We start from the raw sequence: 25620 nt of genomic DNA, 5'->3' as shown, positions 1-25620 counted from the left end.
TGCGCAAGAAGAAATCCGCGGGTCCGGCATGGAGGTCGCGGTCGTGTCCGGGCTGTCCGGGGCGGGCCGCAGCACGGCGGCCAAGTGCCTGGAGGACCTGGGCTGGTTCGTCGTCGACAACCTGCCCCCGGAGCTGATCGCCACCATGGTCGAGCTGGGTGCGCAGGCGCGCGGCGCGATCACGAAGGTGGCGGTCGTCATGGACGTGCGCTCGCGTGCGTTCACCGACGACCTCGCCTCGGTGATCAAGGACCTGGACGCCCGCGGCTACAAGCCGCGCGTGCTGTTCCTGGAGGCGACCGACGCGGTGCTGGTGCGGCGCTTCGAGGCGGTCCGCCGCGGCCACCCGATGCAGGGTGACGGCCGGCTCGCCGACGGCATCACGGCGGAGCGGACGCTGCTGGAGCCGCTGCGCGAAGAGGCCGACCTGGTGCTCGACACGTCGTCGCTGTCGGTGCACGACCTGCGCGCCAAGATCGAGGACGCGTTCGGCTCCGAGGCGAGCACGCAGACCCGCGTCACCGTGCTGTCCTTCGGCTACAAGTACGGCCTGCCGATGGACGCCGACCTGGTGATGGACGTCCGGTTCCTGCCGAACCCGTTCTGGATCCCGGAGCTGCGCGAGCACACGGGCCTCGACGGCGAGGTCCGCAACTACGTCCTTTCGCAGGAGGGCGCCGAGGAGTTCCTCGACCGCTACCACCAGCTGCTGCGGCTGATCGGCGCCGGCTACAAGCGCGAGGGCAAGCGGTACCTGACGCTGGCCGTCGGCTGCACCGGCGGCAAGCACCGCAGCGTGGCGCTGTCCGTGGAGCTCGCCCAGCGTCTGTCCAAAGAGGACGGTATGGCCGTGAAGGTGGTGCACCGCGACCTTGGTCGTGAATAACGTGCGGGCGGTCGCCCTCGGGGGCGGCCACGGGCTGCACGCCACGTTGTCCGCGGTGCGGCGGGTGACCCCCGACGTCACCGCGGTCGTCACCGTGGCCGACGACGGCGGGTCGTCCGGCCGGCTGCGGCGCGAACTCGGGCTGCTGCCGCCGGGCGACCTCCGGCAGGCCTTCGCCGCGTTCGCCGCCGAAGACGGCGGCACGCTGTGGGCCGAGGTGTTCCAGCACCGCTTCGGCGGCGACGGCGCGCTGGCCGGGCACGCGGTGGGGAACCTGCTGCTGGCCGGGCTGTTCGAGGTCCTCGGCGACCCGGTCGCCGCGCTCGACGAGGCCTGCCGCCTGATGGGCGTCTCGGGCCGGGTGCTGCCGATGTCGCCGGAGCCCCTGGAGATCGTCGGCCAGGTCAGCGGCCTCGACAGCGAGGACCCGGCGGCGCTGCGCACCATCCGCGGGCAGGTCGCGGTGGCGTCGACACCGGGGCAGGTGCAGCGCGTCAGCCTGCACTCGACCCGCCGCCCGGGGCGGCCGCCGCAGGCGTGCGAGGAAGCGGTCGAGGCGGTCCTGAACGCCGATGTCGTCTTCCTCGGCCCGGGTTCCTGGTTCACGAGCGTTTTACCCCATCTGCTCGTACCCGGCCTGCACGACGCCCTCGTGAAAACCACCGCGACGAAGGTGCTCGTGCTCAACCTTGTCCCCCAGCCGGGGGAAACCGCCGGGTTCTCCCCGGAGCGGCACCTGGACGTACTCTTCGAGCACGCGCCCGATCTGCGGGTCGACGCCGTGATCGCGGACCGCGATTCCGTGCCCGACCCGGCGAATCTCCGGCGCGCGGCGGAGCGGCTCGGCGGGCGCGCGCACCTGGGGGCGGTGGGCGACCCGGAAGTGGCGGGACGGCATGATCCTGATGCGCTCGCGCGATGCATGCGGGAGGCTCTCGGTCTCGGCAGGGACGGGGAGCACGGGGGAGGAGCGAAAGGCAGGGAGGGGCAGTAATGGCGATGACCGCCGCGGTGAAGGACGAACTGAGCCGGCTGGAGATCACGAAGGTCGGGCCGCGCCGGGCGGAGGTCGCGTCGCTGCTTCGCTTCGCCGGCGGGCTGCACATCGTGGCCGGCCGGGTGGTCGTCGAGGCGGAGCTGGACACGGGCTCGGTCGCGCGACGGCTGCGCAAGGAGATCCACGAGCTCTACGGCCACCATTCGGACGTCCACGTCATCACCGCCAGCGGGGGGCTGCGCAAGGGCACGCGGTACGTCGTGCGCGTGGTGAAGGACGGTGAGGGCCTGGCCCGCCAGACCGGGCTGATCGACCAGCGCGGCCGCCCGGTGCGCGGGCTGCCCGCGGCCGTGGTGTCCGGGGGAGTGGCCGACGCGGAAGCGGCGTGGCGGGGAGCGTTCCTCGCGCACGGGTCACTGACGGAACCGGGGCGCTCGTCGTCGCTCGAGGTGACCTGCCCGGGCCCGGAGGCGGCGCTGGCTCTGGTGGGCGCGGCCCGCCGGATGGGCATCCAGGCGAAGTCCCGCGAGGTCCGCGGCGCCGACCGCGTGGTGGTCCGCGACGGCGACGCGATCGGCGCGCTGCTGACCCGCCTGGGCGCGCACACGAGCGTCCTGCAGTGGGAAGAACGCCGCATGCGCCGCGAGGTCCGCGCGACGGCCAACCGCCTGGCGAACTTCGACGACGCGAACCTGCGCCGCTCGGCCCGCGCGGCGGTGGCGGCGGCGGCCCGGGTGGAGCGAGCGTTGGAGATCCTCGGCGACACGGCCCCGGACCACCTGCTGGCGGCGGGCAAGCTGCGGTTGTCGAACCGGCAGGCGTCGCTGGAGGAGCTGGGCCAGCTGTCGGACCCGCAGATGACGAAGGACGCGGTGGCCGGGCGCATCCGCCGCCTGCTGGCGATGGCGGACAAGCGGGCCAAGGACCTCAACATCCCGGACACCGAGTCCGCGGTCACGCCGGAGATGCTGGAAGAAGAAGACGCCTGACGAGGTCCCGCAGCCACGGCTCGGCGATGGCCGGTTCACGGCTCAGCACGCGAGCCAGCCGCTTCCGCACCGCGGGCGAGCGCCCGGCCTCGACGACCGCGACCGCTTCGGCGAGGGCTCGCCGGGTGCGGCCGTCGTGGGCGGGGGAGCGGACTTCGCCGGCCGCCCACAGGTCCCGGCTGAACGACCGGGTGAGCTTCGGCTGGTCGTTGGCGAGATAGCTGAGCACCGCCGGCTCGACGGACACGTTCCGGATCGTGCCGGTGGGCAGTTCGCGCACCCACTCGGCGCGCTGCTGCCAGCGCGGGGTGTTCGGGCTGGTGGGCCGGCGCCAGGTCAGGCCGACGATCCGCAGCCGCCGGAGCACGGCGGGCCAGTCCGCTCGCTCGTCGGCCGCCCAGTCGCGCAGGATTCCGGTGAACTGCTGCAGGGTCCGGCCCGAAGACACGGCGTCGACCAGGGTGACGGGCCGGGAACCCCGGCCGAGGGTGCCCGGGCTCAGGCCGTGCGCGGCGAGGTTCGCCCGCAGCTGCGCCACCTCCGCCGGGTGCAGCCGGTCCAGCAGCGGGTGGTCGATCAGCCCGGTGGACAGCGGCACCTGGTGCAGCCGGCCCGGCTCCGGGAGGGCGCCGCCGAGCAGGTCGAACACCGAGTCCCCGGACCGCCCGACGAAGTACAGCTCGCCGTCCCCGGACCGTGCGAGCACCTTCGCGGCGGTGTCGGTCAGCTCGTCGAGAAACCACAAGTCGGGTTCGGGGAGGCCGTCGAGCAGGGAGCCGAGGTGGTCGGGCCGCACCAGGTCCCAGCGGAACGGGCGAATCGGCTCGATCACCGTGGCATGGCTCGGTCGTACTCGGCCACCAGCTCGGCCAGGCGGTCCGGTCCGGCCGCGCCGCCACCCGGGATGTCGTGCGACGAGGTCCCGGCCGGGCCGTCGAGCGCGGGCAGCGCACAGCCGCCGCGGCGGGCCAAGACGGCCGCCGTCGCCACGAATCCTTCGAGCAGCGCCCGCTGGATCGGGTGCGAGGTCGCGCGGTGTCCGGCCACCAGCGCGTCGACGAACTCCGCGAAGACCGCGCCGTCGATCGGGTGGTCGTCGGGGTCGCCGGGTGCCACGCCGATCCCGGACGGCCGCCCGGCGTGCGGGACCAGCGCCTCGGCCAGGCGCGCGAACAGCCGCCCGGGCCCGTTCGAGGGGTTCCAGACGTCCTGGCCGTCGATGCTGAAGTACTGGCTCATCGGCGGCGAGCCTAGAGCGCGCGGCGTCGCCGGTCAGCCGGTTTTCCGCCGGTGCGGTTAACGGGATCGGTGCCGCCGGGGCGATCTCGTAACACCGCGGTAGCACCGCGGAGCGGCGGGCGAAACGCGGCGCGTCGAACCTCGGGATGGATACGCCGAACGAGGGAAGGGGTACGCATGCGCACGAGCACGAACGGCGCGCGGCTGCAGGTGTCGCCGGAGGTCGGCACCTGGCTCGCCCGGCGCAGCAGCAAAGCGGGGGACTGGACGGCGGAAGACCTGGTCGAGGCCAAGCGCGGCACGACGGTCTCGGTCGTCATCCCCGCGCGAGACGAAGAAGCCACCGTCGGGGCGATCGTCACCGCGATCCGCGAGGAACTCCAGGAGCACCACCGGCTGGTCGACGAGATCCTCGTCGTCGACAGCCACTCGGCCGACGCGACCGCCGAGGTGGCCGCCGCGGCCGGGGCGCGGGTCGCCGCGCAGGACGCCGTCTTCCCCGCCCTCGAAGGGCTGCAGGGGAAGGGGGAGGCCCTCTGGAAGGGCGTCGCGGCCACCACCGGCGACCTCGTCGTCTTCGTCGACGGCGATCTCTACGACTTCACCACGAGCTACGTCACCGGGCTGCTCGGCCCGCTGCTCACCGACCCGTCCGTCGCGTACGTCAAGGGCTTCTACCACCGCCCGCTCAACGGCGCGGCGGGCAGCGAGCCCGAAGGCGGCGGCCGCGTCACCGAGCTCGTCGCCCGGCCGCTGCTCAACATGTTCTGGCCGGAGCTGTCCGGGTTCGTGCAACCCCTCGCCGGCGAATACGCGGGGCGGCGCGAGGTGCTGGAGAGCATCCCGTTCGTCGTGAACTACGGCGTCGAGATCGGGCACCTCATCGACCTGGTCGAGCTGCGCGGCCTCGACGCGCTGGCCCAGGTCGACCTCGGCCACCGCGTCCACCGGCACCAGAGCACGCAGGCGCTGGGCCGGATGTCCGGGCAGATCATGCAGACCCTGTTCGACCGCCTGGAGCGCTACGACCGGCTGGTCACGGCCATCCCGCCGGCCACGATCCTGGCGCAGTTCCAGCGCGGCGCGTCCGCGGACGGCGTCGAGCGCGAGCTGGTGCTGACCGATCTGACGTCGCGGCAGCGCCCGCCGCTGGCGGGCCTGCCGGTGACGTTGCGGCCGGAGAACGAACGCACCCTGCAGGACACCGCGTAAGTCACCCGGCGAGCGCGCGGGCTTCGACGGGCTGCCAGCCGGGCGGCCCGAACACGTACCCCGCGCGCTCGCGCCACGTCCGCGCCCCGCGGAGGTCGCGCAGGATCGAGCCGTACTCGTGGAAGCCGACCTTCAGCAGGTTGTACGTCCCGATGTTCTTCGTCAGCCCGTACGTCGGCCGCTTGCCTTCGGGCACGAAACTGCGGAACAGCCGGTCCCAGATGATCAGGATGCCGCCGTAGTTGGCGTCAAGATATTCGGCGTCGCTGCCGTGGTGGACGCGGTGGTGCGACGGGGTGTTGAAGACGTACTCGAACCAGCGCGGCAGCTTCCCGACCTTCTCGGTGTGCACGAAGAACTGGTAGACGAGGTCGATCGAGAGCCCGGTCAGGATCATCCAGGGCGGGATCCCGCACAGCGCCAGCACCGACCAGAACGGCAGCTGGAAGTACGGGGTCCACTTCTGGCGCAGCGCTGTCGAGAAGTTGTAGTGCTCGCTCGAGTGGTGCACCTGGTGCCCGGCCCACAGCAGCCGCACCCGGTGGCTGGCGCGGTGGTAGGCGTAGAAGACCAGCTCCTGGCCGAGCAGCATGAGCACCCACGTCCACCAGTCGCGCGGGTCGAACCTGACCGGCGCGAGCTCGAACAGCGCGGCGAACACGAAGAGCATCACCAGGCGGAACAGCGCGTTGACGCCGACCGCGACGGTGCCCATCAGCATGCTCGTGCGGGTGTCGGCCGGGCTGTAGCCGATGACGTTGTCGTCGTGCCCGAGCACGTGCACCGCGACGATCTCGATCACCACGAACAGCACGAACACCGGGATCGCGAACAGCACGGGGTCGCGCAGGTGCGCCAGGAACTCGGCCACGTCGCCTCCTCTGATCTGACCTGACGGTAACTTACCCTAGGGTCACTTTACGCACGGTAGGCTCTCCGGCGTGACGGAGTCAAGGGCGGTCGGGACCAAGGGCATGCCCCGCGAAGAGCGGGAGGCCCAGCTCGTCGTGGCCGGCACCGAGGAGTTCGGCCGGGCGGGCTACGCGGGCGCGTCGATGGTCGAGATCGCGCGCCGGGTCGGCGTCACGAAGCCGTTGCTGTACCAGTACTTCGGCTCCAAGGACGGGCTCTACCTGGCGTGCCTGCACCGCGCGGGCGACCGGCTGACCGAGGGTGTCGCGACGACCATGGCGGCCGGCGGCGAGCCCGAGCAGATGCCGCTGAAGGTGCTTTCGGCGATCTTCACGACGTTCGACCACGACCGGTACGCGTGGCGCCTCCTGCGCGACGAGACGGTCCCGGGCAGCGGCGACATCGCGGCCGCGGCGGCGGACTACCGGCGCCGCCTGGACGCGTTCGCCCTGCTCGGCGCGACGCAGCTGATGACGGCGCGCGGGCTGGCCGACCCGGTCGACATCGAGGCGATCGCGCAGGTGTGGACCGGCGTGGTCGACTCGCTGATCAGCTGGTGGATCGACCGCCCGGACGAGGACGCGGGGGCGATGACGGCCCGCTGCGCGCGGATCATGGAGGGCCTGTTCGGCTGGTGACCCGGCCGCTTCAGTCCGCCAGCACCTCGCGTGCTTCGGTGAAGAACGCCGCTCCTTTGTCGCCGAACGTCACCGCGGCCGCTGCCGGCGTGCGGCTCAGCGCCTCTTCCTCCGCCGCGCCGAAGATCGCCGGGAAGGCCATGGCCTGCGGCACCGCGGGATCCGACAGCAGGCGATCACACGCGGATTTCCCGTTGTCGAACGGCGGGGGCAGCGGTCGCCCCTCCTCGGGCGCGCGCAGCCCGTCCGCGATCCAGCCGACTCCGGTCAGCTCCGCCCGCTCGGGCGTCCGCCGCGCCACCCAGTGGGCCGGCGCACGCCGGGCTTCGGGTGACGCCGCCGGCACGTCACCGGCCAAACCCCGCTCCCGCTTGGTGAACTCCCGGAGAAACCCCGGCCGCAGGGCCGGAATCCGCTCGTTCGGCAGGGTGCCGCCCACTCGCGTAGCAGCCGCTCGTGCTCGGCCTTCGCGCGTGCCTCTTCGCCGGCTCGCTGCTGTGCTTTCCGGGCTTCGGCGAGTTCTTCGGGTGTCGGCGGCGGAGAGCAGCTCTCGGGCGACGCCGTGCCAGTACGCGGCGGCCGCGCTCAACTGCCGGATCACCGCATCGGGTGACGGCGGCGCGGGCCGGACTTGCAGCAGGTAGCGGTCCCGCTCGAGTTCGCCGTCGACGCGGGTGTCCTGCTCGCGGCCGAGAGGCCGCCTTCGAGCTGCTCACCGCCCTCGCGGTGGGCGTAGATCTGTCCACAGTGGACAGAAAGGGCGCCGTGCACCACGGTTCGCACGCCGGCCATCCCGGCCGGGGGCGCCGCCGGTTGTCCGGCGTTCAAGACCACGGAGAGTGCTCCTCCGCGAAACTTTTCCCGAATGGCGTAGCGAAACCGGTACGGTTTGCGATTAATCAGGGAAGCCATCCTGCCGAGAGGTGTCCCATGCCCGAACCAGCCGCTCCCGTCCCGGTCGATCCCCGGCTCGCCGCGCGGTTCACCGAGGACCTGCTCGACGGCTGCCGGGTCCTGGCCAAGGACTACGGGTACCGGCCCGCCCAGTTCGAACGGATGGTGCGCGAGCACGGCGGCGTCGAAGCGGCCCGCCTGCTGCTGCGCGGCGCCGGGACCGCCGGCGGGTTCACCGTGCTCTGGGAGAAGAACCAGCTCGGCCGCAGCTCCGAGGCGACGATGCTGCGCGACGAGTACGCCGAGCTGTTCACCCCCGACGAGCTCCTGCTGGCCCGGCGGCGGCTGGAGGAACACGGCTTCGACGTCGACGCCCACCTGCGCAGCATCGCCGGACCGAGCTGAGGGGGAGCAGGGCGGCAGGGGTGACCGGCGCCGCTCCGGTCACCCCTGCCGCGGCTACTGGGCCGCCGCGCTGGACTTCCCGCGCAGCACGACGCTGCCCGCCGAGGCGCCCTTGACCGCCGTTTCGACCTGGGCCATCGTCGAGGACGAGCTCAGGCCGGGGACCGTCGCGGTGGTCAGGGCGTAGAGCGTGAACGTGTACGGGTGGCTGGACCCGCCCGGGCAGGGGCCGAAGAACTTCTGCGCGTTCGCCCCACTGCCCATGGCCTTCTGCTTCGCGCCACCCTGGTCCGGCACGGTGTACCCCGCCCCGAGCCCCTCCGGCAGCGACCGGGCCGACGCCGGGATGTCCCAAATCGCCCAATGCAGCTTGGTGCCGCTGTTGGCGACGTCCGCGAACACGACCGCGTAGCCCTTCGCGCCGGTGGACGCGCCCCACGCGAGCGGCGGCGACGGGTCCTGGCCCGCCGTGCCGTCGCCGGCGCAGGTGTACTTGTCCGGGATGGTCGCGTTGTCGGCGAAGGCGGAGCTGGTCAGCTTGAAGTCACCCGGCGTGGCGCCGCCGGGGAACTTCAGCCGCACGATCACGTTGTCCAGCACCGACGGCGTGCCGCCGTTCTTGTCGTTGTTCGTCGAGGTCAGCCACAGCCCGCCGTCCGGGGTCTTCGTGACCGAGCGCAACCGGCCCCAGCGGCCGGAGAACAGCGTCGACACCGTGCCGACGCCGGTGCCCGCGGCGTTGATCTGCGTGGCGAACATCTGCTCGCCGGTGACGCCGGCGATGTAGATCCAGTCGTTGACGATCTCGACCCCGCTCGGCCCGGCCTGCGACGTCGACCACGTCTTCTTCGGGGCGATGAAGCCGCTGCAGCTGCCCTGCGTGCCTTCGCAGCTCGGCCAGCCGAAGTTGCCGCCCTTCTGGATCAGGTTGAGCTCGTCCTGGCTGCTCTCGCCGAACTCCGCCGCCCACAGCTGCCCCCGGGAGTCCCAGGCCAGGCCCTGCGGGTTGCGGTGGCCGTAGCTCCAGACGTACCGCGCGTTGCCGCCGGTGGCGTAGAACGGGTTGTCGCTCGGTGCGGAGCCGTCCGGGTTGAGCCGGAGGATCTTCCCGTTGAGCGAGCTCTTGTTCTGCGCGTTGTCGCTGTTCTTCGCGTCGCCGACGGTGGCGTAGAGTTTGCCGTCCGGGCCGAACTTGATCCGGCCGCCGTTGTGGTAGCGGTTCTTCGCGATCCCGGTCAGCACCGGCGTCGACGTCGAGGACAGCGTGGTGCCGTCGTAGGTCATCTTCACGATCCGGTTGTCGCCGGAGGCGGTGTGGTACAGGTAGATCGCGTGGTCGCTCGCCCAGTTCGGCGAAATCGCCAGGCCGAGCAGGCCGCCTTCGCCGTTTGTGCCGACCGCGCCCGGCACCTTGCCCAGCGTGGTCTTCTGCCCGGACGGCGTCACCAGCAGGATCTCGAACCGGTCCCGCTCGGTCACCAGCGCGTTGCCGTTGGGCAGGAAGTCCACCGCCCAGCCGAGGTCGACCTTCGCGATGTCCTTGTCGTACTCCGGGATGCCCCCGGCGCCGCCCGGGGCGCTCGTCTTGGCGGTGACCGCGTTGCTCGCCGCGGAGCTGTTGCCGTCGGGGTCACGGGCCTTGACCGTGAAGGTGTAGGAGGTGCTCGGGTTCAGGTTCGTCACGGTCGTGCCGAGCGACGTCGTGGTCGCGACCTTCGTGGCGCCCTGGAAGACGTCGTACCCGGCGACCGTGCCGCCGTTGTCGGTGGAAGCGTTCCACGCCAGGGAAACGCTGTTGGCGGTGACGCCGGTGGAGCGCAGGTTGCCCGGCACGGTGGGCGGGGTGGTGTCGTCGCTCGGCGGCGTGGTGAAGGTGACCACGTTGCTCTGCTGGGACGGGTTGCCCGCGGCGTCGAACGCGCCGACGGAGATGTCGTAGGCGGTGTTCGGGGTCAGGTTGTCGACGGTCGCGCTCGTCGTGGTCCCGTCGACGGTCTTGAGGATGTTGCCGCCGCGGTTGATCTCGTACCGCACGACGCCGACGTTGTCGGTCGCGGCGGTCCAGGAGAACGTCGCCGCGGTGGGGAGGATGGTGCTCACCGCGAGGTTCGACGGCGGCGACGGCGGTTCGCTGTCGCTCGGCGCGGTGAAGGTGTCGGTGAGCTTGTCGGCGTTCGGGCCGCCGTTGGCGGTGGTCGCGGTGGTGCGGATCTTGTTGACGCCGGCGGTCAGCTGCACGGTCGCGGTGGCGGTCTTCCACGTCGTCCACGCGCCGGTGCCGGGGAAGTCGACGGTGCCCTTGTCGCCGCCGTCGACGACCAGCTGCACCGGCCGGTTGTCGGCGGTTCCGTTGGCGTAGCGGAAGGTCAGGGTGTGCGTGCCCGCCTGCGCGGCGTTCACGGAGTATTCGACGTAGCTGCCGGCGACGTTGTCGAAGTTGACGAACCCGGTGCCGGAGTAGCCGGCGTGGTTCGATTCGACGACGCCCTGGGAGATCACGGCGTTCTCGGACTCGTAATCCGTTGCGGCGGCGGCGAAAGCGCTTACCGGGCTGAGCGCGGTGAGGCCGAGCGCCGCGACGGCGGTACCGGCCAGTACCACGCGCCACGGTGGACGGGGTGCCACTGGGAGCCTCCTGCGTGGGTCGGGGGACAGGGGGTGACCGGGGCGGAACTGGTCGGCGGACCACCGGAACTGGACCTAATAGTTAGGAAAGTTTCCTATCTATAGGGTCAGATCTCACACCCTCCGAGCGGGCCGTGTCAATACTCGACACGGGCGCTCACCCTTGGTGAAGAAGGGTTTCCCGCTCAGCGGTGCGCCCGGGCGTCAGCTGACCGTGGCGGCGGTTTCGCCGGCCCAGTCGCGCGGCTCGAGGAACGACGCGAGTTCCGCTTCCGGGCTCCCCGGCTCCGGCGCGCCCCCGGAGTCCCACCGCGCCAGCGGCGGCAGCGCCAGCAGGATCGCCTCGGCGTCGGCCCGCCCGGCGGACGCGGCGCGGAAGAGGGCGGACTCGGCGTACCGGCCGCGGCGGTGGAGCTGCCACTGCCGCTCGCGCTCGCCGTGCGGCAGGTCGCGGCGCCGCCGCACGAGCGGCAGGTACGCGGGCGCGAGCGTGGCGATGCCCGCGGCCGTGAACGCGGCACCGCGCCGCCAGCCGTGCGGGCCGGCCGGGCGCAGGTGGTCGTAGGCGATGCCGCCGAGCCCGTGCGGCTCATCGCGGTGCGGCAGCCGGAACCGGTCGTCGGCGGTGCGCTTCGCCTGGGCGTGGAAGGCCGGGTCGAGGGTGTCGCAGTGGTGCCGGAGCGCCCGGTGGAAGTGCGCGGCGTCCTCGGCGAAGCCGTAGCACGGCAGGAGTTCCACGGTGCCGCCGAACCACCAGGCGTCCCCGGATTCGCAGTACCGGAAGTGCGCCTGGAAAGCGGGAACGTAAGGGTTGCGCGGGTGGATTACGACGGACAGCCCGCTGGTGAAGAACTCGCCGTCGGCCATGGTCGTCACGCAGACCCCGGCGCGTTCGAAGACGTCCCCGTCATCCAGCACGCGCGCCCGCCCGCGGCCGAACCGGGCCCCGCCGTCGAGGCGTTCCAGCTCCGCGACCAGCTCGCGCTGGCCGGAACTCATGATCGCCTTGACGGCGTCGCGTCTGCTGTCCTCACCCGAAAGCATGACCCCCACCCCCGGGTTCGAGGGTACCGCGAAACCGAGGTCAGCCGGCGATCTCGGCCCGCGCGATCACCTTGGTGATCTTCGCCCGGACGAGCGATTCCTCGGGGACGGCGTTGCGCTTCCCGTACTCCTCCGCCCGCTCGGCGCCCATGTACCGGCCACCCAGCCGGGTCGCCCAGGCGAGCATCTCGTCGTAGTCGTGCGTCAGCCGCGCCTCGGCGGTGAACTGGATGTACGAGTACGGCGGCTCCTGGTCGTCGACCACCAGGGAGATCCGCGGGTCGCGGGCGATCGCCTTGCCCTTGAGGGTGTCGGTGCCCGTGGTGAAGACCAGCTCGTCGCCGTCCGGGGTCTCGTCCAGCAGGAACCAGATCGGGGTGACGATCGCGGCGCCGTTGGCCCGGACCAGGCCGAGCTTGCCCGTCCGGGTGCCTTCGGAGGCGAACTTCCACCACTCGTCGCGGCTCATTTCACGCATACCGGCGACGTTAGCCCGTCACCCGCGCGTGCGCAGAGGGTGGCCGACTAGCCTGGCCTGCTGTGCGAGACGACGAGACCGGGGGACCGGGCCTGGCCGACGAGGGGCTGACCCGTCGGCTCAAGGCGCTGGCCTGCACCGCGCCGCTGCACGACCTCGACGCGCGGAAGGCGAAGCTCGACTGGGCCGACGCCACGATCTACCAGATGGCCGAGATCGCGCTGCACACGATCGACCAGGTCACCATCGCGATGGACTTCGACACCGGCGCCGGCCACGACGAGGTCATCGACCGGCTGCTGCCGTTCATCGCGGCCCAGGCACCGTCGCGGATGCCCGAGGAACACGTCCGCGTGGCCAAGTGGGTCCTCGACAACCTGATCAACGTCGGCACCACCGAGCGCGGCTTCCGGCGCGTCTACGGCTCGATGGGCCCGGGCGGCTACCAGCGCCGCCAGTTCGACTTCAAGCTGCTCGTCGAGCTGGCCGCCCGCGACGGCGAGGTCTACCTGCGCGCCACCGACGAGGCGATCAACGTCCTCGTCGGCGCCCTCGACACCGACGTCGAGTCCGCGCAGATCGCCGCCGAGGTCAAGCTCGAGAACCTGATCAACCGCGGACGTCTCGCCGACGCGAAACTGGCCGCCGAGCAGGCCCGCTACCGGACCGTCCAGTACGGCGAGACCCTGCGCGCGAAGCTCGACGCGACCCGCCGCGACGTCCGGTCGGTCGACTGGGAACGCGAGGTCCCGGAGCTGCTGGACAGCGCGCTGAGCCACATCGAAGCCCGCTTCCGCGCCGAGAACGCCATCCTCAAGAACATCACCACCGCCCGCGACGAGACCGAGGACCTCGACCGCAAGCGCCGCGCCGCCGAGCTCGTCGACATCGTCGGCGACTGCATCCGCCGCCACACCCGCCTGCAGTCGCGGCTGGCCGACGCCGGCGCCGTCTTCCGCGCCGAGCAGGACCGCCAGCAGTTCTCCGGCCCGCCCCAGCGCGCGACGCTCGACCTGTTCGGCCAGCTCCTCGTGCCGACGCTCGGGCTGCCGCTGGCCGACGCCGTCGCGCCCGCCGAGCACTTCTTCCACGCCGCCGCCGGGATCACCGCGCCGGTCGTGCCGTCGCTGTCGAGCCTGGTGTCCCTGCTCCTGCGGCCCGCGCCCGAACGCGACCAGCTCGTCGGCGAGATCCCCGAGCCCGAGCTCATGCCCGCCGACACCACCGACAAGTTCGGCGACGACGTCTGGCGCCGGGCCGACGAGCTGCTCGACCTGCCGGAGGTGCCGCGGCGGCTGTCCGGCCTGCTCGAAGAGGCCCGCCGCAGCCGCCAGCCCGGCCTCGCCGCCCTGGTCGCGCTGCGCGCCGTCCACGCCTACAGTCCCGGGGTCGGCGCGGCCCGCCGCCAGGGCGACCGGCACGTGCTGCTGGCCGTCGACGACGGCACGCTGCTCGACGACCCGGAGTTCGGCGGCGCCGACCTCCTCCTGTCCACCGCCGCCGTAGAGCGGGCCGACGAAGAAGAGGAAGTCGCGTAATGGCGCTGTCCCACAGCAGCGTGGACGCCGAGGCCGCGGCCCGGCTGGTCGCCTTCGGCATGCGGCCGAAGCAGCTGCCCGCGCGTGACGTCGTCTACGGCGACCTCGTGCGCCGCTACGGCGAGGACAACGCGTTCAAGGCGCTCACCCACGCCGTCGCGGCCGGGCTCGGGCTGATGGTCCTCGAAGTCAACCAGCAGGCCGGCGCGGTGCTGGCGGCCACCGACGAGTCCGTCTTCGAGATCAAGATGGACTCCTACGCCCGCCAGGCCAAGATCCGCGAGCGCCGCGAGACGGAGAAGGTCCTGCACGGCCTCATCCACCTCGCCACTGCCGCGCTGGGCTACCCGCGCCCGGACGACCTCGCCAACGACACCTACATCGGCCGCGTCAGCGTCGAGCAGGTCGACGCGATGGTCCGCGAGGCCGCCCGCATGCTCGACGAACGCGCCGCGGCGGCCGAGGCCAACAACGACCCCCTGGCCGACGCGCCCGAGCTCGAACAGGCCTGGCGCGCCTACGCCCGCCGTCCCGCGGCCGCGGCCACCAAGGACGGGCGCCTGGCCGCCGACACCACCCGCGGCATGGTCAGCCGCGCCCTGCGCTTCCTCGCCGACCAGGGCTTCCTGGTCCCGGTGAGCGACGAGCAGGGCGGCACCTACCGGACCACGCCGCGCTACCAGATCCAGGTCCGCGAGCTCGCGGCCGACGCCGCCTTCGACGACCTGCTCGCGCTCGACGTCGTGGCCGTCGCGAACGACGGCGGTTCGCTGCGGGCCGCTGCTTCGGACACGCTGTAAAAGGGGAGTAGATGTACGAGCTTTCGCGGGTGCGCCTGCATTCGGTGGGCCCGGCGGGCGCCCGCTACCAGGACGTCGTGCTCGACTTCAGCGGCGTCGGCGCCAAGATCACCGCACCCCAGCAGGACGCGCTGTTCAGCGCCGGCATCCACGCGACCGGTCCCGCCGAGCTGCGCCGCCCGTCCCCGGCGAGCGTGCTGTTCCTCGAAAACGGTGGCGGCAAGTCCGTCCTCATCAAGCTGATCTTCTCGGTCATGCTGCCCGGCCGCCGCCAGGTCGTCGGCACCACCAGCACCAAGGTGCTCGAGAAGTTCGTCGCCGCCAAGGACGTCTCGCACGTCGTGCTCGAGTGGCTGCACGTCGAGAGCGGGCACCGGATCATCACCGGCAAGGTCTCCGAATGGCGCGGGCACGTCGTGTCCGCCGACTCCGAGAACCTCGCCGACTCCTGGTACTGCTTCCGCCCGACCGCCGCGCTGGGGCTCGATTCCCTGCCGATGACCCAGGACGGCCGACTGCTCACCATGTCCGGCTTCCACGACAAGCTCGCCGCCGCCCAGCTGGCCGAGCCCGAGCTGGAACTGTCCTGGACCCGCCGTCACCACGAGTGGACCGGCCGGCTCGACGGGCTGGGCCTCGACACCGAGCTGTTCCGGTACCAGCGGGCGATGAACGCGGGCGAAGGGGAAGCGGCGGACGCGTTCGCGTTCGGCACCGACGACGCGTTCGTCGAGTTCCTGTTGAAGGCGGTCATTTCCGAGGATGAGCCGAAGGACCTCGCCGAGGTCGTCTCGACGTACTCGCACAACCTGGCGCAGCGCGGGGATCTGCTGTCCGAGCGTGATTTCGTCGCCGGCGCCCTGGATCTGCTGGGGCCGCTGGCCACCGAAGAAGGCGTCGCCGCGGAGTCGCGGAAGATCGCGGAGTCCGCGAAGGCCGACATGGCGTCGCTCGCCGGTCGTGTGGTCGCGCGCAACGAGCTGGAGAACGCGCGGCTGTCCGGGCTCGAGGAGCACGTCACCGAGGTCAAGTCCGCGGAGAAGCTCGCCGAGGGCGACCACCGGCGGCTCGCCGCGGCCGTCACGGAGCTGCGCCGGCTCGTCGCGGTGCTGCGCCTGGACGAGGCCCAGGAGGCCCGCAAGCGCGTCGACGCCGAACTCGCCGAAGCCAAGACCGCGGCCGAAGCCTGGCGTGAGACCGCGACCGTGCTCAACCAGCTCAACGCGGCCCGCAAGGCGAAGGACCTGCGCGAGCTCGTCGGCAGCCGCGAGGAGAAGGCGCGTCCCGCCTTGCAGGCACGCAACGACGCGGCGGGCGCGCTGGCCCGCGGGTTGCATTCGCTGGCGCAGGACGCCCAGCGTCAGGCCGACAAGGCCGAGGCGCACGCGGGCGCGTTGCGAGCCGAAGCCGAGAAGGCGCAGACCGAACGCGACGAGGCCGCCAACCTCGCGGCCGGGCGCCGGGCCGAGGCGCGCGGGCTGACCACGCGGATCACCGAGCTGCGCGAAGAAGTCCAGAACGCCGTCCGCGCCGGGCTGCTGCCGTCGGGCGCCGACGTCGCGGAGGCGTCACGGGCTTCGCGGGCCGCGGCCGAGTCCGCCACCGCCGAGCTGACCCGGCGCGAGCAGGAACTCGACCGCGTCGCGACGGATCTCCAAGCCGCGCAACGGGCCGTGAACGAGGCGCACCAGCTCGCGGGCACCACGCAGGACCGCTTCGAGCGCGCCACCGAGGACCTCGACCGCGCCCACCGCCGCACCGACGCTCTCGCCGTCGAAGGTCGGCTGGTCGAGCTGCTCGGCGCCGACGACGTCGCGCTCGAAAGCGACCTGCCGGTGCTGCTGGAACGGCTGCGCGAAGCGAGCGCGTCCGTCGAGAAGGAGCAGACCGCGCTGCGGATGGAAGAATCCGCCGACGAACGCGCCCTCTCCGCCCTCGGCTCCGGCGGGTTGCTGCCGCCTCCCGAAGACGTCCAAGCCGCCTTGGACGCCTTGGAAGAGGCCGGGATCACCGCGTGGTCCGGCTGGCGGTATCTGTCCAAACTGGACGCCGGTCGCCGCGCCGAAGTGCTCGAAAGCCTGCCACAGCTGGTGTCCGGCGTGCTCCTCAACGAGGCCGCACACGTCGACCGCGCCCGCGAAGTCCTCACGAAGCGGCGGCTGCTGCCGTCCGCGACCATCGCCGTCGGCACCACCGAAGCACTGTTGGCCGAGGCACCCGCCGCGCCCGGCGTCGAGTTCCTCGTGCCGCCGAACCCCGCGATGTACGACGAAGAAGCCGCCGACGCCGAGCGCGAAGCCGTCGCGCGGCGCAACACCGAGCGGCAGCGACGGCTGGAAGCCCTGTCCGCCAAGCTGTCCGCGGACGGCGCCTTGACCTGGAAGCTCACCACCTGGCGCGAGGACTACCCACCCGGCGCCGTCGCGACCCTGGCCGAGCAGGCCCAGGCCGCCCGGACCGCGCGCGAGACCGCGCGCACCGCGCTGGAGCAGGCCGACGCGGAATTCGCGCGGTTGAGCGAAAAAGCGGCGTCGCTGCGCGAGCGCGTCCCGGAACTGCGGGCCGCCGCGACCGAAGCCGAGGAGAAAGCACGACGGCTCGGTGAGCTGGGCGCCCGCAGCGCGCGGATCGCCGAGTGGACCGAAGACGTCGAGCGCGCCACCGAGGTCGCCGAACGCGCCGACCTGCAGGCCGCCGACGCCGCGGGCAAGGCCGCGCGGCTGCGCGAACAGGCGGGGGAGGAACAGCGCACCGCCGACGGTCACCGCCGCACCGCGACCACCGCCCGCGCCGAGCTGGCCGAGGTCCCGGGCGCGGCCGAAGCGGCCGATGGCCCGGTGCCGGCCGAGCCCGTCGACGCGCTGCGCCGGACCTACCTGTCGGCGTCCGAGTCGTACGCGAAGGTCGAGGTCGGCAGCGACCTGCGGGCCGAGCTGGAGCAGGCCGAGTCCGCCGAAGCCGCCGCCGGGTCGGCCGTCGAGTCCCTCGACGAGGCCGTCCGGAGCCGCGCCGCCGAACTGCTGGAGACGCCGGACGGCTCCGACGCTTCGGCGCGTGCGGCCGCGCTGGCGCGCGCCCGCCGGGTCGTCGACGGCCTGGAGGACGAGCGCACCGAAGCCATCGGGCTCGTCTCGACCCGGCGAGCCGAGCTGGACGCGCTGCCGCTGCAGAACGGCGTCAACGGGGAGAAGCCGCGCGACATCGAGCACGGCCTCGAGCTGATCGACGCGGCCGGGCTGGAGGCTTCGGCGGCCGCGCGGAAGTGGGAAGAGCTGCAGGAACGCCGGGCGGCGGCCGAAGCCACGCTGGAGTCCGCGAAGAACTCGGCGTCGGGCTTCTCGCTGCTGGCCGAGTCGATGGCCCACCTGGTGACCGACCAGGACGCCGTCGCCTACGACGGCGACGTCGACACCGCCCGTGCCCAGCACGGCCGCCTCAACGCCACGTTCACCGAGGCCCAGGAAGCCGCCGACGCCGGTGACCGCCGGGTGCGCGCGGCGGCCGACCAGCTCGCGCAGTACGCGACGGAGAAGCGGTTCGAGAAGCTGAGCACGCCGGTGCGCCAGCAGGTCATCTCGGTCAAGCGCGACCAGCTCCCGGCGCACGCCGCCGAGTGGGCCGAGGCGCTGCGGCCGCGGCTGCGGTCGCTCACCGACGACCTCGCGCAGATCGACCGCCACCGCGGCGGCATCATCACGCGCCTGCAGGGCATGGTCGACGGCGCGCTCCGGACGTTGCGCTCGGCCCAGCGCGTCTCCCGGCTCCCCGACGGGCTCGGCGACTGGTCCGGGCAGGAGTTCCTCCGCATCCGCTTCACCGAGCTGGAGGACAACGCGCTCACCGAGAAGCTCGGCGAGGTCGTCGACGAGGCCGCCGTGGGCAAGACCGCCGACGGCCGCGACGTCAAGCGTGACGGGCTTTCCCTGGTGCTGCGCGGAGTCCGGGCCGCGGCGCCCAAGGGCTTCCGCGTCGACATGCTCAAGCCGGACTCGGTGCTGCGGACCGAACGCCAGCGCGTCTCGGAGATCCGCGACGTGTTCTCCGGCGGCCAGCAGCTGACCGCGGCGATCATCCTGTACTGCACGCTGGCCGCGCTGCGGGCCAACAACCGCGGCAAGGCCCGCAACCGGCACTCGGGCGTGCTGTTCCTGGACAACCCGATCGGCCGCGCGTCGGCCGGCTACCTGCTGGAGCTGCAGCGGGCGGTGGCCGAGGCGCTGGGCGTGCAGCTCATCTACACGACGGGCCTGTTCGACGCGGGCGCGCTGGCGGAGTTCCCGCTGATCGTGCGGCTGCGCAACGACGCCGACCTGCGAGCCGGCCGCAAGTACCTCTCGGTGGACTCGACGATCCGCAACTCCCTGGACGACCTGGGCGACCCGGACGGCGTCGCGCGGCTGTCGGCGACGCGGATGTTCAGCCGGCCGGCCGAGCCGGATTCCGCTGAGGACGAACAGACGGCGTGACGGGAACATCGGGCGGCAGGCGCGGGTTGCTCCGCGCATGACGAACCTGGGGGCGCTGGGCGCCACATTGGGCACGACCGGACCGGAGACCGTCACGGCGGCGGCCGAGCTGGAGGAGCTGGGCTACGCCACGCTGTGGCTGGCCGGCGGGCAGGGCAACAACCTGCCGCTGATCACCGACGTGATCCGCGGGACCGCGACGATCCCGGTGGCCAGCGGCATCCTGCCGGTCGACCGGGTGCCCGCCGCCGACGTGGCGCGGGCGTACTCCGACCTGCCTGCCGGCCGGTTCGTCGTCGGCCTCGGCGGCGCCCACGGCCCGCGGCCGCTGGCCACGCTGAATGACTACCTCGACGAGCTGGACGACACCGTCCCCGCGTCGGAGCGCATCCTTTCGGCGCTGGGCCCGAAGATGCTGGAGCTTTCCCGGGACCGCGCGTCCGGCGCGTACCCGTTCCTGGTGACGACGGACTACGTCGCCTCGGCGCGGGAGATCCTCGGTGTGGGCAAGCAGCTGGTCGTGCTGCTGAGCGTCGTCGCGGAGTCCGACGCCGGTGCCGCCCGGGAGAAGTCCCGGAACGGCTCGCTGCGGTTCCTGGCCGGGATGCCGGGCTACGCGAACAACTTCCGCCGCATGGGCTTCACCGACGCCGACATCGCGGACCTCTCGGACTCCCTCGTCGACGGGCTCACCGTGCGCGGCGACCTCGACGCGGTCGTGGCGCGCCTGCGCGAGTACCGGGCGGCGGGGGCGGACCAGGTCGTCGTCCCGGCCGGTGACCTGCCCCGCGAGTGGTGGCCGGCGCTGGCGGAGGCCGTGCGGTGACCACGGCCCGGGCCCGCGGGCTCACGCACGGCGTCCCGGCGGAGGTGTCCCTGCAGGACGCCCTCGCCGCGGTCGCCGACCCCGTGCGCCGCAGCATCCTGCGTGAGCTCGCGGCGGTCCCGGAGTGGACGAAGGCGTGCGGCACGTTCGACCTGCCGGTGGCGAAGGCGACGCTCAGCCACCACTTCTCGGTGCTGCGCGCGGCGGGCCTGATCGAGCAGCGCGACGCGGGCCCGCGGCGGCTGAACCGCTTGCGGCGCCCCGAGTTCGACGCGGCCTTCCCGGGGTTGCTGGACCTGGTGCTCAGTCACCCCGGCCGGTGAAGGCGAGGGTGGTGCCGAGGCCGATCATGACGAGGCCGCCGGTGCCGCCGACCATTTCGAGGCGCTTCGGTGAGCGGGCGAACCACGCGCGGGCGGTGCCCGCCACCAGCGCCCACGCGGTGTCGGTGGCCAGCGCGATCGCCGGCAGGCACAGGCCGAGCAGCAGCATCTGGACCGCGACGGACCCGGCAGCCGGGTCGACGAACTGGGGCAGCAGCGCCGCGAGGAACACGATCGACTTCGGGTTCGCGAAGCCGACGACGAACCCGTCGCGCAGCACGGTCAGGACGCGGCCGGGCTCGGCGGGCACCTTCGCGGCCATCGCGTCGGTGAGCTTCCGCCGGTGCCGCAACGCCTGGACGCCCAGGTACACGAGGTAGAGCGCGCCGGCGATCTTGATCGCGGTGAACACCGCGGCCGACGTCGTCACGAGCACGCCGAGGCCGAACGCGACCGCGACGACCTGCGTGTAGACGCCCGCGGAGTTGCCCACGACGGTGAGCAGCGCGTCGCGCCGCCCGACCGTGAGCGCGCGGCTGATCGTGAAGAGCACGCTCGGACCGGGGACGACGACCATGAGGAACGTCAGTGCGGCGAAGGCCGCGAAGTGCGCACCGGAGACCATGCGGCGAGCCTAAACGGCCCCCGGCCGGGCGACCAGGCGTTTTTGTCGGTGCCGGGTGGTATCAACAGCGGGTGCCTCCGAAGATCAGCACCCAGCAGCGCCGGGCCCGCCTCGCCGTCCGGCACCACCTGGCCGCGCCCGCGGCCACGGTGGAAGCCGCCGTGGCCGGGGTCGTGGCCCTGCACGCCACCGACCCGGCGACCGTCCACCTTTCGGCGTGCGCGCGGCTCGCCGCGCCGGGGATCGCCGCGGTGGAACGGGCGTTGTACGAAGACCGCAGTCTGCTGCGGCTGCTCGGCATGCGCCGCACGGTGTTCGTCACCGGGCTGGACACCGCGGCGCTCGTGCAGGCCGGGTGCTCCGCGGACATCGAGGTCAAACAGCGGAAGCTCCTGGAGCAGCACCTGGGGCAGCAGGGGCACCCGGAGAACGTGCCGGAGCCGGGGAAGTGGCTGCGTGACGTCGAAGCGTCGGTCGAGGCGGCGCTGCGGGCCCGCGGTTCGGCGACCGCGCAGCAGCTGAGCGAGGACGAACCCCGGCTGCGGCAGCAGCTTCTGATGGCGGCGGGCAAGCCGTACGAGGCGATCGGGAACGTCACCAGCCGGGTGCTGTTCCTGCTCGCGGCCGGCGGCCGGATCGCGCGGGGGCGGCCGCGGGGGAGCTGGATCAGCAGCCAGTACGTCTGGCACCCCCTGGACTCCTGGGTGCCCGGGTTGCCGGCGTGGGACGCGGAGGAAGCGCGGGCGGAACTGGCCCGGCGCTGGCTGCGGGCGTACGGCCCGGCACCGGCATCCGACCTGCGCTGGTGGACGGGCTGGACGGCCGGGCAGACGAAGAAGGTCCTGGCCGTGGTGAAGCCGGCGGAGGTCGACCTCGACGGCGTGCCGGGGCTGGTGCTGGCGGACGACCTCGAGCCGGTGCCGTCGCCACCGCCGTGGGTGGCGTTCCTGCCGGCGCTGGACCCGACCCCGATGGGCTGGCAGGAGCGCGACTGGTACCTGGGCGCGCACCGCCCGGCGCTGTTCGACCGCAGCGGCAACGTCGGCCCGACGATCTGGCTGGACGGCCGCGTGGTCGGCGGCTGGGCCCAGCGCGCGTCGGGGGAGATCGCGTTCCGGCTGCTGGAGGACGTGGGGAGCGAGGCAACGGGCCTGGTCGAGGCGGCGGCGGACCGCTGCGCCGGGTGGTATGGCGAGGTCCGGGCGGTGCCGAGGTTCCGGACGCCGCTGGAGCGGGAGCTGACGGCGTGAGCGGGTCGCTGGATCGGTCGAGTCATCGACCTCACGTCCCGCCCGCGGGCTCCGCGAAAAGCACCGCGAGAGCCGCGATTCCGGAAGATCCACTGAACCGTTCCAGTGGCGGGCCGGCGCCGTCGGCCGGACCTCGGGCGCATCCTGATCTCCCAGCGGAAACAGGGGGATCGCGGGCCTCGCCGGACCACCGTGGTCCACATGTCGATCAGGTGAACGGGACCCCGGTTTCGGCCCCGGCTTCTTAATCGATTCTTGACCCGTTCGCCAAGTGGTGGAAGTCTCGTCAGGGCAGTCAGGGACGCGCATGCCCGCACGCTAGGGTTGCCGCGAGCCCGCAAGTCACGGCCGGACGCCCCGGCCGATCCTCAGAGGAGTGGCAGCAGTGACCGTTCGCGTAGGTGTCAACGGCTTCGGCCGGATCGGCCGCAACTTCTTCCGCGCCGTCAAGGCGAGCGGCCACGACATCGAGGTCGTCGCCTTCAACGACCTCGGCGACGTCGCGACCATGGCCCACCTGCTGAAGTACGACTCCATCCTGGGCCGGTTCCCGGGTGAGGTCAGCGTCAGCGACGAGGGCATCGTCGTCGACGGCAAGACCATCAAGGCCCTCGCCGAGCGCGACCCGGCCAACCTGCCCTGGGGCGACCTGGGCGTGGACGTCGTGGTCGAGTCGACCGGCTTCTTCACCAACGCCGACGCCGCCAAGGCGCACATCGCCGGCGGTGCCAAGAAGGTCATCATCTCCGCGCCCGCCAAGGGCGAGGACCTGACCGTCGTCCTCGGCGTCAACGACGAGAAGTACGACGGCTCGCAGGTCATCATCTCCAACGCCTCGTGCACCACCAACTGCCTCGGCCCGCTGGCCAAGGTCCTCAACGACGCCTTCGGCATCGAGCAGGGCCTGATGACCACGATCCACGCGTACACGCAGGACCAGAACCTGCAGGACGGCCCGCACAAGGACCTCCGCCGCGCCCGCGCCGCCGCCCTGAACGTCGTCCCGGCTTCGACCGGCGCCGCCAAGGCGATCGGCCTGGTGCTGCCGGAGCTGCTGGGCAAGCTGGACGGCTACGCGCTGCGCGTCCCGGTGCCGACAGGCTCGGCCACCGACCTCACGGTGACCCTGAAGAAGGCCGCCACCGTCGAGGAGATCAACGCCGCCTACAAGGCCGCCGCCGACGGCCCGCTCGCCGGCATCCTGCGCTACTCGGTCGACCCGATCGTGTCCTCGGACATCGTCACCGACCCGGCGTCCTGCATCTACGACTCGCCGCTGACCAAGGTCATCGGCAACCAGGTCAAGGTCGTCGGCTGGTACGACAACGAGTGGGGCTACTCCAACCGCCTCGCGGACCTGATCAAGCTCGTCGGTTCGAAGCTCTGAGCCGGATGACCGTCAAGAACCTCGACGACCTGCTGGGCGAGGGCGTTCAGGGCCGCTACGTGCTGGTGCGCAGCGACCTGAACGTCCCGCTCGACGGGGAGCGCATCACCGACGACGGCCGGGTCCGCGCCGCGCTGCCGACGATCAAGAAGCTCGCCGACGCGGGCGCGAAGGTCGTCGTCACCGCGCACCTCGGCCGCCCCAAGGGCGAGCCGGACCCGAAGTACACCCTCGCGCCCGTCGCGAAGCGGCTCTCGGAGCTGCTCGGCGCCGAGGTCACCCTCGCCGGTGACCTGGTCGGCGAGTCCGCGAAGGCGCTGACCGGCGGCCTGGCCGACGGCGGTGTCGTCCTGCTGGAGAACGTGCGCTTCGACGCGCGCGAGACCAGCAAGGACGCCGTGGACCGCTCCGAGCTGGCCGCCGAGCTGGGCGCGCTCGTCCCGGGCGGCGCGTTCGTCTCCGACGGCTTCGGCGTCGTCCACCGCAAGCAGGCCTCGGTCTACGAGGTCGCTTCGGTGCTCCCGGCGTACGCCGGTGGCCTGGTGCTGGCCGAGCTGGACGTGCTGAAGAAGCTGACCGACGACGTCCAGCGGCCCTACGTGGTCGTGCTCGGCGGCGCGAAGGTGTCCGACAAGCTCGGCGTCATCGCAAACCTGCTGACCAAGGTCGACCGGCTGCTCGTCGGCGGCGGCATGGCGTACACGTTCCTCAAGGCCCAGGGCCACGAGGTCGGGCAGTCGCTGCTGCAGGCCGACCAGCTCGACCAGGTGAAGGGCTTCCTCGCCGAGGCCGAGAAGCGCGGCGTCGAACTGGTCCTGCCGGTCGACGTGCTGGCCGCCACCGAGTTCGCGGCCGACGCCGAGAACGAGGTCGTCGACGCCACCGCCATCCCGGCCGACCGCCAGGGTCTCGACATCGGCCCGCGCTCGCGCGAACTGTTCGCGAGCAAGCTGGCCGACGCCAAGACCGTGTTCTGGAACGGCCCGATGGGCGTGTTCGAGTTCGAGGCGTTCTCCGGCGGCACCCGTGCCGTCGCGGAAGCCCTGGTCAAGAGCGACGCGTTCACCGTGGTCGGCGGCGGCGACTCGGCCGCGGCCGTCCGCCAGCTGGGCCTGCCCGAAGACGGCTTCTCGCACATCTCCACCGGCGGCGGTGCCTCGCTGGAGTACCTCGAGGGCAAGGAACTGCCGGGCGTCACGGCCCTGGAGGAGAAGAACTAGTGGCACGCAAGCCGTTCATCGCCGGCAACTGGAAGATGAACCAGAACCACCTCGAGGCGATCGCGCTCGTCCAGAAGATCGCGTTCGCGCTGCCGGAGAAGTACTACGCGAAGGTCGACGTGGCGGTGCTGCCGCCGTTCACCGACATCCGCAGCGTGCAGACCCTGGTCGACGGCGACAAGCTGTCGCTCACCTACGGCGCCCAGGACATCGCGCCGCAGGACTCCGGCGCCTACACCGGTGACATCTCGGGCCTGATGCTGGCGAAGCTGGGCTGCAAGTTCGTCACCGTCGGGCACTCGGAGCGGCGCGAGTACCACGCCGAGACCGACGAGCTGGTCAACAAGAAGGTCAAGGCCGCGCTCAAACACGGCATCACGCCGATCCTCTGCATCGGGGAGAAGCTCGAGGTCCGCGAGGCCGGCGAGCACATCCACCACACCACGACGCAGCTGGTCGACGGCCTGAAGGGCCTCAAGGCCGAGCAGATCAAGGACGTGGTCGTCGCGTACGAGCCGGTCTGGGCGATCGGCACCGGCAAGGTCGCCTCCTCGGCCGACGCCGAAGAGGTCTGCAAGGCCATCCGCGCCACCCTCCAGGAGAAGTACGGCGACGAGATCGCTTCGTCCGTCCGGGTGCTCTACGGGGGATCGGTGAAGTCGGGCAACATCGGCGAACTGGTGAGCTGCGAGAACATCGACGGTGCCCTGGTCGGCGGAGCGAGCCTCGACGGTGAAGAGTTCACGAAACTCTGCGCACTCGCCGCGGGCGGGCCGCTGCCCTGATCGAGGCCACGACCGGGTAACCTGTGTATCCGGTCCGTCACACAGCAGTGGACGAGTCCAGGGGTACGGTGGTGGTCGGAA

The 25620-nt window shown here is 72.2% G+C and carries 24 protein-coding genes; 15 read left to right on the top strand and 9 right to left on the bottom strand.

Annotated features, from left to right (window positions below):
- Positions 1-28: 28 nt before the first annotated feature.
- The 3 genes from rapZ to whiA are packed head-to-tail and all read left to right on the top strand — an operon-like array spanning position 29 to position 2872.
- On the top strand, positions 29-886 hold the full coding sequence (gene rapZ, locus QSK39_RS40165) for an RNase adapter RapZ (protein WP_003101350.1): 858 nt from the start codon (positions 29-31) through the stop codon (positions 884-886).
- 1 nt (position 887) lies between these two features.
- The gene (locus QSK39_RS40160) at positions 888-1880 is read left to right on the top strand and encodes a gluconeogenesis factor YvcK family protein (RefSeq protein ID WP_285483619.1); all 993 of its coding nucleotides are present in this window, start codon (positions 888-890) and stop codon (positions 1878-1880) included.
- On the top strand, positions 1880-2872 hold the full coding sequence (whiA, locus tag QSK39_RS40155; RefSeq protein WP_285483065.1) for a DNA-binding protein WhiA: 993 nt from the start codon (positions 1880-1882) through the stop codon (positions 2870-2872). Before QSK39_RS40160 ends, whiA begins: the two co-directional genes overlap by 1 nt.
- On the opposite strand, the gene QSK39_RS40150 is transcribed toward whiA, so the two are convergent.
- Together QSK39_RS40150 and QSK39_RS40145 are read right to left on the bottom strand one after the other, a co-directional pair.
- Positions 2838-3704, bottom strand: coding sequence for a hypothetical protein (locus tag QSK39_RS40150; protein ID WP_285483064.1), 867 nt, complete (start codon positions 3702-3704; stop codon positions 2838-2840). The two genes, whiA and QSK39_RS40150, sit on opposite strands and share 35 nt — an antisense overlap.
- Entirely contained in the window at positions 3701-4111 is a 411-nt protein-coding gene (locus tag QSK39_RS40145) for a DUF6086 family protein (RefSeq protein WP_285483063.1), read from the bottom strand. The genes QSK39_RS40150 and QSK39_RS40145 overlap by 4 nt, the downstream gene beginning before the upstream one ends.
- 177 nt (positions 4112-4288) lie before the next feature.
- On the opposite strand from QSK39_RS40145, the gene QSK39_RS40140 reads away from it, so the two are divergent.
- Positions 4289-5323: a glucosyl-3-phosphoglycerate synthase gene (locus QSK39_RS40140; RefSeq protein WP_285483062.1), complete on the top strand. Its 1035-nt coding sequence runs from the start codon at positions 4289-4291 to the stop codon at positions 5321-5323.
- 1 nt (position 5324) lies between these two features.
- Here QSK39_RS40140 and QSK39_RS40135 read toward each other — a convergent pair whose 3' ends face one another.
- Positions 5325-6194 (bottom strand): sterol desaturase family protein, encoded by an 870-nt coding sequence (locus QSK39_RS40135; protein WP_285483061.1) that lies wholly within the window; start codon positions 6192-6194, stop codon positions 5325-5327.
- 70 nt (positions 6195-6264) lie between these two features.
- Here QSK39_RS40135 and QSK39_RS40130 point away from each other — a divergent pair, with 70 nt between their 5' ends.
- Positions 6265-6873, top strand: a complete 609-nt coding sequence (locus QSK39_RS40130) for a TetR/AcrR family transcriptional regulator (protein ID WP_285483060.1) — start codon at positions 6265-6267, stop codon at positions 6871-6873.
- A gap of 10 nt (positions 6874-6883) precedes the next feature.
- Here QSK39_RS40130 and QSK39_RS40125 read toward each other — a convergent pair whose 3' ends face one another.
- Positions 6884-7312 (bottom strand): hypothetical protein, encoded by a 429-nt coding sequence (locus QSK39_RS40125; RefSeq protein WP_285483059.1) that lies wholly within the window; start codon positions 7310-7312, stop codon positions 6884-6886.
- A 158-nt stretch (positions 7313-7470) separates the two neighbouring features.
- A complete protein-coding gene (locus QSK39_RS40120) occupies positions 7471-7707 on the bottom strand; it encodes a hypothetical protein (protein ID WP_285483058.1) in 237 nt (78 codons plus the stop codon).
- Between the two features lie 96 nt (positions 7708-7803).
- On the opposite strand from QSK39_RS40120, the gene QSK39_RS40115 reads away from it, so the two are divergent.
- Positions 7804-8172, top strand: coding sequence for a hypothetical protein (locus tag QSK39_RS40115; RefSeq protein ID WP_285483057.1), 369 nt, complete (start codon positions 7804-7806; stop codon positions 8170-8172).
- Positions 8173-8226: 54 nt separating this feature from the next.
- On the opposite strand, the gene QSK39_RS40110 is transcribed toward QSK39_RS40115, so the two are convergent.
- From QSK39_RS40110 to QSK39_RS40100, 3 genes are all read right to left on the bottom strand, one after another.
- On the bottom strand, positions 8227-10797 hold the full coding sequence (locus tag QSK39_RS40110; protein WP_285483056.1) for a PQQ-dependent sugar dehydrogenase: 2571 nt from the start codon (positions 10795-10797) through the stop codon (positions 8227-8229).
- A 204-nt stretch (positions 10798-11001) separates the two neighbouring features.
- Positions 11002-11841: a coproporphyrinogen III oxidase gene (locus QSK39_RS40105; RefSeq protein ID WP_285483055.1), complete on the bottom strand. Its 840-nt coding sequence runs from the start codon at positions 11839-11841 to the stop codon at positions 11002-11004.
- A gap of 40 nt (positions 11842-11881) precedes the next feature.
- Entirely contained in the window at positions 11882-12319 is a 438-nt protein-coding gene (locus QSK39_RS40100) for a PPOX class F420-dependent oxidoreductase (protein ID WP_285483054.1), read from the bottom strand.
- A 62-nt stretch (positions 12320-12381) separates the two neighbouring features.
- On the opposite strand from QSK39_RS40100, the gene QSK39_RS40095 reads away from it, so the two are divergent.
- The 5 genes from QSK39_RS40095 to QSK39_RS40075 are packed head-to-tail and all read left to right on the top strand — an operon-like array spanning position 12382 to position 20272.
- Positions 12382-13857, top strand: coding sequence for a hypothetical protein (locus QSK39_RS40095; RefSeq protein WP_285483053.1), 1476 nt, complete (start codon positions 12382-12384; stop codon positions 13855-13857).
- On the top strand, positions 13857-14657 hold the full coding sequence (locus QSK39_RS40090; RefSeq protein WP_284747237.1) for a hypothetical protein: 801 nt from the start codon (positions 13857-13859) through the stop codon (positions 14655-14657). The genes QSK39_RS40095 and QSK39_RS40090 overlap by 1 nt, the downstream gene beginning before the upstream one ends.
- Before the next feature lie 11 nt (positions 14658-14668).
- The gene (locus QSK39_RS40085; RefSeq protein ID WP_285483052.1) at positions 14669-19123 is read left to right on the top strand and encodes a coiled-coil domain-containing protein; all 4455 of its coding nucleotides are present in this window, start codon (positions 14669-14671) and stop codon (positions 19121-19123) included.
- Between the two features lie 37 nt (positions 19124-19160).
- Positions 19161-19949 carry a TIGR03620 family F420-dependent LLM class oxidoreductase gene (locus tag QSK39_RS40080; protein ID WP_285483051.1) on the top strand — a complete coding sequence of 263 codons (789 nt, stop codon included), beginning with the start codon at positions 19161-19163 and terminating at the stop codon, positions 19947-19949.
- Positions 19946-20272 (top strand): ArsR/SmtB family transcription factor, encoded by a 327-nt coding sequence (locus QSK39_RS40075; protein ID WP_285483050.1) that lies wholly within the window; start codon positions 19946-19948, stop codon positions 20270-20272. Before QSK39_RS40080 ends, QSK39_RS40075 begins: the two co-directional genes overlap by 4 nt.
- Here QSK39_RS40075 and QSK39_RS40070 read toward each other — a convergent pair.
- Positions 20253-20897 (bottom strand): LysE family translocator, encoded by a 645-nt coding sequence (locus QSK39_RS40070; protein ID WP_285483049.1) that lies wholly within the window; start codon positions 20895-20897, stop codon positions 20253-20255. The two genes, QSK39_RS40075 and QSK39_RS40070, sit on opposite strands and share 20 nt — an antisense overlap.
- Positions 20898-20968: 71 nt before the next feature.
- On the opposite strand from QSK39_RS40070, the gene QSK39_RS40065 reads away from it, so the two are divergent.
- From QSK39_RS40065 to tpiA, 4 genes are all read left to right on the top strand, one after another.
- Positions 20969-22147: a winged helix DNA-binding domain-containing protein gene (locus tag QSK39_RS40065; RefSeq protein ID WP_285483048.1), complete on the top strand. Its 1179-nt coding sequence runs from the start codon at positions 20969-20971 to the stop codon at positions 22145-22147.
- A gap of 385 nt (positions 22148-22532) precedes the next feature.
- Complete coding sequence (gap, locus tag QSK39_RS40060) at positions 22533-23534, top strand: type I glyceraldehyde-3-phosphate dehydrogenase (RefSeq protein WP_285483047.1); 1002 nt, start codon at positions 22533-22535, stop codon at positions 23532-23534.
- Positions 23535-23539: 5 nt separating this feature from the next.
- Positions 23540-24754 carry a phosphoglycerate kinase gene (locus QSK39_RS40055; RefSeq protein WP_285483046.1) on the top strand — a complete coding sequence of 405 codons (1215 nt, stop codon included), beginning with the start codon at positions 23540-23542 and terminating at the stop codon, positions 24752-24754.
- Positions 24754-25539, top strand: coding sequence for a triose-phosphate isomerase (gene tpiA / locus QSK39_RS40050; protein WP_285483045.1), 786 nt, complete (start codon positions 24754-24756; stop codon positions 25537-25539). Before QSK39_RS40055 ends, tpiA begins: the two co-directional genes overlap by 1 nt.
- The last annotated feature ends 81 nt before the right edge of the window (positions 25540-25620 follow it).

Origin of the sequence: Amycolatopsis sp. NBRC 101858 (genome assembly GCF_030269325.1) — a bacterium.
GTDB lineage: Bacteria > Actinomycetota > Actinomycetes > Mycobacteriales > Pseudonocardiaceae > Amycolatopsis > Amycolatopsis ponsaeliensis.
Note: the sequence above shows the minus strand (reverse complement) of the source record. Positions and strands in the feature narration are given on the sequence as shown.